At 36.6% G+C, this 12,238-nt stretch carries 3 protein-coding genes; 1 reads left to right on the top strand and 2 read right to left on the bottom strand.

Annotation, left to right across the window (positions count from 1 at the left end; genetic code table 11):
* Positions 1-1,046: sulfatase-like hydrolase/transferase (locus A3EM_RS0129535; protein ID WP_020531866.1), on the bottom strand; the 1,046-nt coding region annotated here is incomplete at its 3' end.
* Positions 1,047-1,212: 166 nt separating this feature from the next.
* Entirely contained in the window at positions 1,213-2,700 is a 1,488-nt protein-coding gene (locus A3EM_RS0129530; RefSeq protein WP_020531865.1) for a sulfatase, read from the bottom strand.
* Positions 2,701-3,323: 623 nt separating this feature from the next.
* Between A3EM_RS0129530 and A3EM_RS0129525 the strand changes: the two genes are divergently transcribed.
* The gene (locus tag A3EM_RS0129525; RefSeq protein ID WP_026210659.1) at positions 3,324-12,209 is read left to right on the top strand and encodes a T9SS type A sorting domain-containing protein; all 8,886 of its coding nucleotides are present in this window, start codon (positions 3,324-3,326) and stop codon (positions 12,207-12,209) included.
* Positions 12,210-12,238 lie beyond the last annotated feature (29 nt).

The raw sequence follows: 12,238 nt of genomic DNA, 5'->3' as shown, positions 1-12,238 counted from the left end.
TCCAATACCCTGCCTATATTGTCATCTACTGATTCTATACAGCCCAGGTAATCCTGCATATACCGCTGGTATTTCCAGATCATTTTTTCCTTTTCGCTCATTTTTGGCCAGTGCTCCTTAAATGCCGAATTAATGGAATCAAGGATTGGGTCGTATAATGCTTTCTGTGCTTCATTGGCTCTTCCATAAGGACCATCAAATCCCTGGTTTCCTCCTTCAACTACTGGTAAAACTTCTCCCATTTCCGCTAAAGTTTCAGGGCGGATTTTAGAATCATGGGCGTATTTCATATGCTTCAATAAATTCATTTCAGCTGTTTTGGCAGCAGTGCCTCTGTTTTCATAATCATCAAATAAGGAGGCTGGAAGTGGAAATTCTTTTTTTGTAAATTCCTTGAACTTATCTGGTCGGGGCCACCAGGGTCTGTGGGGGGCTTTGTGCAAATACATCATCATAAAGGGCTTCTCTTTATCTCTTTTTTCATCAAGCCAGTTTATGGTCAAATCAGTAATAATATCTGTAACATACCCTGTGATGGTGGTATCACCCTGAGGAGTGATAAATTTTGGGTTAATATAATTTCCCTGTCCTGGTAAAATTTTAAAATCATCTACGCCTTTAGGATTGTTGCCAAAGTGCAATTTCCCATACATGGCAGTTTCGTAGCCTGCATTTTGGAATATTTGTGGGAAAGTAGTCTGAGTAGTATCGAATGGAGAATGGTTGTCAATTTTACCATTCAGATGGGAATGCTTTCCGGTAAGGATTACCGCCCTGGAAGGCGCACAAATAGAATTGGTTACACAGGCATTGGAAAATAAAATACCTTCATCGGCCAGCCGATCTATATTGGGGGTTTTTAGCAACTTATCATCATATGCACTAATTGCCTGATAAGCATGGTCATCTGACATGATGAATAAAATATTTGGCCTTTTTGGTGAGTTGTCTTCCACTATTTTTTCCTGTTTACCACAAGAAAAAAGTGCCAGCATAATAGCACTCAGGCTAAAAAGACTTGATTTAATCTGATTAATCATTTTCATTTCAAAAATTTAGTTTTATAAGTACTTAATAATAAAAGATCTATTTAGAGAATTTTTGACAGTAGATATTCATTAGAAACATTCAGCACATTTAATCCCCATCATGTCTAAACCTCCTAATTTTTTGGCCTAAAGCAATGAGGTTGAAAGTTCTAATTATGCTTTTTCACCTTAAATTAGATTGAATAATTTCATTCTTAGTATCTTCAAATTTTTTCCTCATCAAAGCTAATACTTTCTTTTTTGAAGCATCTTCTACCAGATTAAAAAGTTCTTCAGGATCCGCTTTATGATCGTATAATTCTTCATTTTTCCCATTTGCACCATCTCCCCAGCGAGTATATCTCCATTGGTCAGTCCTGATGGACGCTGCTTTTCCTCCGTAAGAAATGGTATAGGCTAAATCATCATTCGGTTTCACTTTGGCATCTTTTAAAAAAGGAGCAAGGCTTTCCCCTTGCAAAATTTTGGGGCCTTCTTGCTTAAACCCTGAAAGGTCAGTTAAAGTAGGATATAAATCAATGAGTTCAGTGATTGCCTCACATTCTTCACCATGGTTCTTTTTAAAATCCTCACCAGGAACAGATAGAATCATGGGCACTCTAATACTACCCTCCCACAAGCTGACTTTTGACCAGCAATCATGTTCTCCCAGGTTATATCCATGATCGGAAACAAAAATCACAATTGTATTTTCCCTCAGTTTCAGTCGATCAAGTGCAGCCAGTAATCTGCCTACCTGTTCATCCATAAATTGTACACTAGCCATATAAGCCGCAATAGTTCTCCGCTGTTGAGTTTCACTCATTCCAAAAACCTTTTCATTTTGTCTTCTTAAAGCCTCCTCTGGAACTTTATCCAGGTTTTTGACTTCTGGTAATTTCAAAAGGCTTTCTTCATAAGGATCAAAACACCGTTCGGGAGCTATCAGAGGTACATGAGGACGTACAAATCCTACCGCTAAAAAGAAGGGTTCATCCGGCTTTAATTTCACTTTATTAGTTGCTCCTTTCGCTATCTTTGCCGCTCTGCTTTCTAAAATGGCGATAGCCTGAGTAGCTGCCATATGGTCTGCCTGTGTATAATCTAATTCATTGCTGATCTCCATTTTGGAAAAATTTCCTCCATAATGAAGATTTTTAGGAGATAGTAATTCCAGTTTTCCCTCACTTAAAGTTTCAGGAGCCATCACATTATAAGCATAATCCCAGGAATCTGGTTCATCTCCACCTACTGCTCCCTGTTCTATTCCTCCAGGAACACCCATATGGTAAATTTTGGAAACTCTGGCTGTGAAATAACCCTGTTCTCGGAAGAAACCTGCCATAGATGGATGGTCTGATAAACTGGGAGTTTCCTTTTTGTAACTGCCCGGCTTATCATTATTTGTAATTACACCATTTGTCTCAGGATAAAGTCCGCTCATAATCGAGGCCCGAGAAGGACCACAAAGTGGAAACTGACAATAAGCTTTATTAAATTTCACTCCTTCCTCGGCTAAGCGGTTTAGGTTTGGAGTATGTTCATCCAGTTCTAAATACGGCCCGATTTGCGTATTAAGATCATCCGACATAATTAGTAAAATATTCGGCTTTTGGGCTTGAATTAGTGAAATGGTAAAAATAAATATTAAGGTGAGTAGTGATTTGATCATAGAAAGCAGCTTGTGATTTGAAAAATAAATTTTCCCTTTCTGGTAATAAAACAAATAGTATAAGTAATGCTATTACAGATTTAATCAATCCTTTTTAAAATCGAAAATTAGTGCTATTGATTAAACTTAAATAGTTTGCAAATTAGAAAAAACTTCATCCAAATCTGGATTGGGTGAAGTTTTTTTGCTCACCGGCACTCTATTAATTTTGGAATTATCGGATTCTTGTGGGGAATAGTCATGGGCATCTTTTGGTCAATCCAAAATTACAAATCGGGAAAAAAGTATACAGGTCAAGACTTAAAATGAACCTACAACTAATAATTCCTGATTTAATAACAATCTAAACCATTGTTATGGAATTATGACATATGGTAAAAACTTAAAAAGTTCAATTTTTAAAATGATCCGCATACATAGTCCAATATAGAATCAACAGACTTTTACAATTTTGCATTTTATGTAAAAAAAGTTCACAACCCGATAATTTTAGAAGAGTAAATTTTCATTAAATTTTTTTAACTTAAAAATATGATAATTTTTGGGTCCAGTTGTATTTTACTATACTATTAAAGGGTTGGAATTAGTTATATGAATCGTATGGATTCATAAAAAAAATTCCAATGGCACATAAATTCAATATTACTAAAAGCATACTAATACTTCTTTTTATTTCCATTTACTTTCCCCATTTGTCCTTTAGTCAGGAAGTTCCAGGAGGAGTGGGTTCAACAAATGAAGTCAACCTATGGCTAAGGGCTGAAGATAATATCTTAAATAACTCAGATAATCCAGCCTCAGATGGGGAGGAAATAAAATCATGGACGGGAATTAGTGGTAATACTTTTTCTGCTACCAAAGGTACAAATGGTCCGATTTATACAGCCGATGGTGGAGCTGATTTTAACAACTTGCCTGTAATCGAATTCGATAATACTGATCGATATTTATCTATTACAGATGATGATGAATTGGATGGTGATTTTTCCGGACTTTCCATATTTATTGTTTACAAAGGAGGATCTACTGATACCAGGTCTTTATTAATGAAAAGAGATGGTTACAATTCAAATCAATCCTATGGAATATTTTATAATAATGGGTACAGCACTTATGGTTATTTAGACAATAATTCTGTAGGAGGTTCTGGTACTGTCTCCTCCACCAGTGCCCACATTTCATCTTTTGTTTTTAACGGTTCTTTAGCTTCCTCAGAAAGGCTACAATTGTCATTGGACGGAGGGAATACCACCACAAAGTCAATTTCATTTACGGATATTCCCAATTATTCAAGCAATTTAATTATTGGAAAATTCGATGCTGGTGATACCCGATATTTAAATGGAGACCAGATCGCTGAAATTTTTATGATTAAATCAGGGCTGAATGATGCCCAGCGAGTCATTGTGGAAAACTATTTTGAGGCCAAATATCCTGGTATTACCCTGGCGAATGACTATTTTTCCAGCAACCCTTCTGATTATTATCACGATGTTATTGGTGTGGGAAGATTTAATGGCGATGAGCACACAGAATCTGCTGCTGCAGGTTTAGTATTATCATTTTATGACGGCACACTCGACAATAATGGAGAGTTCGTCCTGGCTGCCCACAATAATGTTGCTAATAGTGCTGTAACAGATAGTCTTGAGGCTGGAATAGAAGAAAGATGGAGCAGAAACTGGTACATTGAAAAAACAACAGCCGGAACTCTTAATGCTACAATATCATTTGATTTTGGAGATGGAATCGGTGGACAATTTCCTCAAAGCAAATCAGATTATGTTTTATTAAAGTATAATAGTGTAAGTGGTGAATATGAAGATGTTGGAATCGCAGATGCAAATAAAAATGTTTCCGGTGACAGAATGGTCTTTAATGTTACTGATGCGGAATTGGCAGATGGAATTTATACCCTAGGTACAACTGATAAAACCAACAGTCCGGTTATAGGATCACCAAATAAAACATGGTATAGCTACCAATCCGGAAACTGGAGTGATGCTACTACCTGGACATTGGATGGAGCAGCAACTCCTTTATATGTAAATCCAGGAGGAGATGTTCCTTCTCCGGCCGATTTTGTTTACATCACAAATGGAAGAACAGTTACCATTCAAAATACAACCAATAACTTAACTGTAGGAGGATTAGATGTTGTGGGAAGGCTGGATTTAACAAGTTCCACAGGCCACAGTTTCACCACAATCACTGGAGATGGAGTCATAAAAATGGAGGGAAATGCCGGTGTAGATAACTATCCAGCTGGTGATAATACAGGGTTTGCTGATGCTGAAAATGGAGGAAAGTTAATCATATATGGCTCAGGTATTACTTTAAACCAGGCTCACTCATTTAATGAGATAGAAATCGAAATGGATAACTCGTCTGATATTGTAACCCATCTAGCTGATTATACCATAAATGGAGATATCAGAATCATAAAAGGTATTTGGCAGATAAACGATAATGCCTCTACTACGGATTTAAATATTACCATTAATGGAGATTTAACTATAGAAAGCCTGGCTGAAATAAATGTAGGTACAGCAAATGCCCGACATCAGTTAAATCTGTATGCTGATTTAGATAATGATGGCGGAAGAGTAGAATTCACCAATCGTGGGGCTGCTAATTATGCAACGGAAGCTACAGATGGAATTGTAGACGTGAATTTTTTGGCAGACGATATCAACCAAACCATAACCCTTAAAGGTGTGACTAATTTTTATAGAATAGAAATTGATAAAGGCACAGATGATACTTATATATTAGATATTATTTCAGGGGATCCCTCTTATTTTAATTTATTTGGATATGCAAACGAGGGCCATGGTAGCACGGAACAATTAACAGAAAATAATAATGCTTTAGGACTGATTAATGGTACAGTTATAATTGGGGAAAATGTAAGTATTGCACAACTAAATACTGGGTCTAATTTTAATATCTCAAAAGGAGCTAAATTATGGGTAGATGGAGGATCAGTTACTAAAAGCAATGGAACAGCAATTGTGCCTTACGGTAAGGTTCTCGTTTCCAATGGGTCCTTAACCTCTGATGTTGGAAGTGGAATTACTACCAGAAGCCAGGGTTCTTTAGAAGTTACAGGGGGTATTGTAAATATGAGGCAATTCAGAACCTCTACCGAAGGAAACAGTAATATTGGAGGCTATATCCAAAGAGGAGGAATTGTTAATATTACCGGAGGGAGTATAAATAGTGATTATTACCTATTAAGCCTTACTTACCCTGATAATGTGTTTATAATGTCAGGTGGTACTTTAACGATCAATGGAACTACCTCTTTTAAGGACAATACAGCTGGAAATTCCGGTCAAATACATGGTGGGGCTATATTCATCAACAGTAATCCTGGAAATATTAATGTAACTGGTGGAGAAGTAATAATGGATATCAATACAAATCATCCATATCGTGTAACATCCAAGGCGCCTTTTTATAATGTAACCATGCAATATACTAGTGGTACAACTACAGAAATTGATTTAGAAGGGGGTACATCAGGAGATGACGATCCCGGTGATTTTTCTACCTTAGTTGGTCAGGAATTGGTAGTATTGAATAATCTAACCATTGGAGATGGAGTCCTGCTTGACCATAATGGATTGGACGTTACAATTGGAGGTGATTTTGTAATTGAAAGTAATGGTGGATACGTGTTTGATGATGTAAATAAACCTAATACTACAACTTTCAATGGTACCAAAAGTGCCACCCTCAATCTGCAAAATAAAGTAGGTGGAGGAGCAAATGTTTGGGATGATGAACAACAATTTTACAATCTAACATTGTCAAAAACAAATGGAGCCAGATTGACCTTAGATGCTAATACCCTTAAAGACACCGAAATTGCTGGCAGCACAAACCCAGATGCAAACAATCTAGTATATGTAGAAAATTTATTACGTGTTGAATCAGGAACATTTGACCTGGAGGAATACAGCTTGAGAGTTTTCGGAGCCAGTGTATATATATATGACACGCTATGTGTTTATGAATCCGGAGTTTCAAACCCGGATGCAATGGTAAAATTTAGAACTGGTGATGTAGATATTTACTCAGATGAAAATGCTGTTATAGGCAATTTCAGGGTGCGTTCAAACACTAACATGGTGACACTTCATGACGACCTTGTAGTTGGAAGAGTTCAATACCAAAGTGGAAGAATGGATATTCAGCATCACAATCTCCGAATTGATGAATTTGATTTAGACTTTAAGACTACTGAAGCAAACTTTGGAGGTTGCGGGGGTTGCTTCTCTTCAGAAGATATGTTTATCACAGACGGTAATGCCTCCGATGGAGGAATTACCTTTTATGTTCCTGCTGGTACAGCAGATGGTACAAGCTTTTTATTCCCTTTTGGAGTATCTGGAAAATATACACCAGCTAATTTAACCATTAGTGCGGTTTCAGACGATGGGTATATCACTATAAATCCTGTTCAGGGAGAGTTAGGAACAACGGAATTATTAGGAGGTGATTTATTAGACTACTATTGGAAATTAAATCATTCCGATTTTGATACTTTACCAACCATCGATCAATTAGATTTTTATTACGATGATACTGATGTAGTTGGAACAGAGGCAAATTATGTTGCAGGAAAAGTCCAGGATGAAAACCTTTTCACCAGAAGTTATGAAGATGAGGATATTCCTGAAAGCGAAGGTGTTGATATTGGAAATAATATCATTACCTTTAATGGCCAAGGAGATATAGGTTTCACTCTTGAAAATGCAAATTACACTGCAGGGGAAACAAACAGATTTACAGGATCACCAACTGTGTATTACAGCAGGGCAACAAATGGATCATGGTGGGAGTGGCAAGAAACAGATCATTGGTCAACAGATACTACCAATAAACATATTGGACCACCTGCTGGTACTATCCCTGGTGCAGGAGATATTGTTGTCATTGGAAGTGAATATGTTAATTCTCTTACTGGAGGGAGCTATTCTAAGACTGGGGATGGCAGGCACCAAATTAGAATCGATGGATCTCATGGTGATGTAAATGTAGCCCAGATTATCTTTGATTCCAAAGCTGGTGGAACTGCGCTAAGTGTAACAGATATGTCTAGAATTAGAGTAAGAAAGGGAATTTCACTTGAATCCTTCTTAATTACTGGAAAGGGGGAACTTGTTCAGGATGTAGGGCCAAATGCGTCAGATTTTGGAACTATTACTGCAGATATTGGTGATTTTGCAAATGATCCAGACAATGGCTGGTTTTTTTGGATACAGGCCACTGGAACTACAGTTGTTACAGATTATAGTAAATATCCTGTCTTTAGAACATTTGGAGGTACAAATAAAGACTTCCAGTTTGGAATCGATGTTGAAGCTGAATATGCTGTGATTGATAATAATACGACCTTACAAATAGCTAACAACCTCACCATTAATAATCAGCTTTTAATTGGTTCAAATAATCCAGGTAATGTAGAATTTATTGATGTTGGCTCAAATAAAACTTTAGAAGTAGGATCAATAATTTTCGATGATGTCGGCAATAATACTCTTACGGTTGAAAATTCCGGATCAGATACACATATTCTAAAAGTAAATAGTGATATAATTATTGATGGAGGTTCAACATTCGATCTTACCTCGGATGCAGGAAGTAATGTAAATCTTTATTTAAGCAATAGTGGTACTCACTCATTGACAAATAATGCTGGAATAACATTGGATTTATACAGAATCATTATGAATAAAGGTACCGATACAACATCAACCTTTACATTTAATAGTGAATTTACCTTGAGTGGATCAACAAATGGGTCTGAAAAAGCTTTAGAATTACAAGCTGGGAATTTAATCCTAAACCATTCAGGTATTGATATTGATTTGACTACGGGTGGAGATGATTTTAATATACCACAAGGAAGTGGGTTGGAAGTTCAGGATGGATCAGTAAATGCTTCAGGTTCAGGTATCTATCTTGATGGTTTATTACATATTAATGGTGGAACTGCTAATTTCGATGATGCTTCTACCTATATTGAATATTCTGCTTCAGGAAATGCAATTTTAGATATTGATGCCGGGGTATTCACCCTTGGTAACCAGATAAGAAGAGGTCTTGGTTCAGATGCAGGAGTTCTAAAATTTCGTCAATCTGGTGGTACGGTATTAATAGGAAATCAATCAGTTTCAGAATCTTCCAGATCTACATTTGAAATTGTCAATACTGGAAGTGAATTTACACATACTGGAGGAGATTTTACCATTGTAAGACAAAACGGTTCTAACCCCTCCATTGCGGCACTTTATTTACAACCCGATACATATGATCTAAATGGTTCTACCATTACTTTAGGAAACTCCTCTACTCCTACCGGACAAAATAAGTTTGGAGTCAATTCCACTATTCCTTTGAATAACTTAATCATTAATGGGGATAATGAACCTACAATCAATATGAATGTAAATCCCCTCACAATTGATGGTGATTTAACTATTGAAAATGATGGAGGAGATTTAGGAAGTTTAAATGCAGATGGACTAACCTTAACCATAAATGGAAACTTTACAAATAATGGTAATTTTATTCCCAATGGCAATACCACAATCTTTAGTGGTAGTTCTCCACAACTTCTTAGTGGTTCTGGAACATCTGAATTTTACAATTTCGAAAAAACAAACTCCGAAACTTTAACTATCGGAATGGATATTACCATCAATAATTTACTTGACCTGGATGAAGGAACTTTTCATACTGATATCTATTCAGCAGATGTAAAAGGAAATGTTATTAATGATGGGTTACATACAAGTACCAGTGGAAATGGAATTGTATTTTCTGGAAATTCCCTGCAACAATTATTAAGAAGTAGTATTGGAACCAGTACTTTTGGAATAATAACAATCAATAATACTTCAGGAGTTGAAATTCCGGATGGAAACGGGTACTTTTTCACAATATCCGATAACCTGAGACTTCAGAATGGTGTACTAAATATTGGAAACAGCTTGCTTACCATTGATACCAATGCAGGCATTGAGGAGGTTAATACTTTTTCATCAAATAATATGATTCAAACAAATAGTTCCTTTACGGACTATGGAGTTATGAAAGTATTTCCTACTATAAGTTCTCCAACTTCCTTTATTTTCCCTGTGGGTGAATCAAAATATACGCCTATTACCTTAGATATCACGACCAGTAGTGCAGGAAGCATTACAATCAGGCCTGCAGATGAAATTCACCCTAGTATTTTGGAAGATGATGAATTTACCCTTTCTGGAGGAGCCGATCCTAATATTGTTGATGCTGATAATGTTTTACAATATCATTGGATTTTAAGAGGAAGTGGAATATCTGGATTTAATGGAACGGCTACCTTTGAATATGATTCAAATGATACAGAGGTAACCGCTCCTTATTCCTTAACCAACTATATTCCTGCAAGACTTTTATCTTCTGGAACAACCTGGGACAAAGCCTATTCACAAGCGAACTTTGATGAGAGCAACCACGAAATTATTTTCCCCTTTTCAAATGCTAATGATGATGGTTTAACAGGTGAATATACTGCTGGTGTAGGAGTCGATGGGTCGGATGTAGCTATTTATGGTGCTATTCCGGATGTTGTACCTGAATACGAAACCAACCAGGCTGGTGGTGGAGATTATGATAATGGAGCAACCTGGAATACCGCTATTCCGGTAGATGGACCTTTAGGTGCAATAATTACAGTAAAAAATGGGGATGTTTTAAGGATAAATAATGATAATATCAGACTTCTCAAAACTATAATTGAGGATGGAGGAGTACTAGAAATAGATGGAACAATTGGGCACAGGTTAGGTACTGTGGAAGGCACAGGAACCATCAGGTTAGTCAGTAATACCACAAGTGCCGTATTACCTGCCGGTTATTTTGGGGATTTCTTTACCTGTGGAGGTGGGGGGATTGAATATGATGGTACGGGCAGCTACGATGTGTTGGCAGGAATAAATACTTTGGAAGACCTTACATTCAGTGGTTCAGGAACAAGAACATTGCCTAACAATGATATAAATGTGTGTAACAACCTAGTAATCAATGGTTCTGTAAGTGTGGATAATGCAAGTGATAGAAATATCAACATACAAAATGATTTTTCTTTGAACCAGACAAGTGAGTTTATTACAGGTTCTGCAAATGTAAATCTGCAAGGAAATTTAAATCTTGCATCCACCGCAATACTCAATTCTTCAACAGGAAACAACTTTACATTAGATGGTTCCTCCGATCAAACCCTTACAGGTGTTTTTTCAGGCCATCAGTTAAGTGAATTTTATGACCTTACCATAAATAAAGCTGGTGGAAAAGTTTTCCTAAATGAAGGAGACACCATTGAGGTGGACAGAACCTTAAATCTAACCAATGGCATATTTTCTCTCGGTACCACCGGTATAATGGTAATGGATACCCTGGGAACCTACACCGGAGCCAGCGCCAATAGCTTTGTGGATGGTTATTTTGCAAAAGAAAATTTGTCCACTTCATTTACCTTTCCAGTGGGATATCAAACAAGTTTCAACCCTATTAGTGTAGAATCTCCAACTTCAGGATATTGGGAAACCCGATTCAGAATGGAAGATCCAACCACGAACGGTACAATTGATAATTTAGATCCGGATCCATCCTTATTGGGTACTTATCCTGATTTTGAAGTTCCTGGTGATGAATATTGGGAATTAACCGGCCCAAGTCCTGGAACGGCAACTGTAGAAATTGGTTGGAATCAATATTCTAATATTTCGGATTACACCCAATTGTTTGAGATGCAATGGAGTGATGCAGACAGCCATTGGGATGCGATTTCCAATGCACCATCCGGAAACAATACTACGGGAACAATTAAGTCTACTAGTGCAGTTTCTTTTAGTACGCAATACTTTACTTTAGGATCAGGAACAATCGTAATTTTACCGGTAGAACTGGTAGATTTCTCGGGTAAAAAATTTGACGACTTTGTTGAAATCTCGTGGCAAACAATAGTTGAACAAAATACAGATTTCTTTGAAATAGAAAGAGCTCAGGATGGCATTAATTTCACAAAAATTGGTGAGACTCTAGCTAAAGGAAACTCCGATCAACTAAACAAATATATATTTGACGATCTAAGACCTCATTCAGGTATAAATTATTATAGACTGAAAATGGTGGATAAGGATGGTAATTTTGAATATTCCAAGGTGATCTCTGTAAATGTTGTGAATGATAACCAAGGTATTTTAGCTTATCCAAACCCTATTACAAATCATCATGTAAACCTTAGTTTGTGGGGATTCCAGCAAAATAGCAGGGTTGGAATTAAAATTATGGATTTAATGGGAAAAACTGTTTTTTCAAAATTCCATGAGAATAATTCCGGTACCAACTTCCAAATTGAATTAGAACTTCCTAGCCTTTTGCAAACAGGGATTTATCAGTTATTGGTAAATGATGGAAGTAAAACATTTAATCAAAAGGTTTTAATTAAATAAAAACTTATTTATTGAGATTTTAACCAGAC

The sequence above is a fragment of the Flexithrix dorotheae DSM 6795 genome, from assembly GCF_000379765.1.
Classification (GTDB): Bacteria; Bacteroidota; Bacteroidia; order Cytophagales; family Flammeovirgaceae; genus Flexithrix; species Flexithrix dorotheae.
This window is presented reverse-complemented; position numbering and strand designations above follow the sequence as displayed.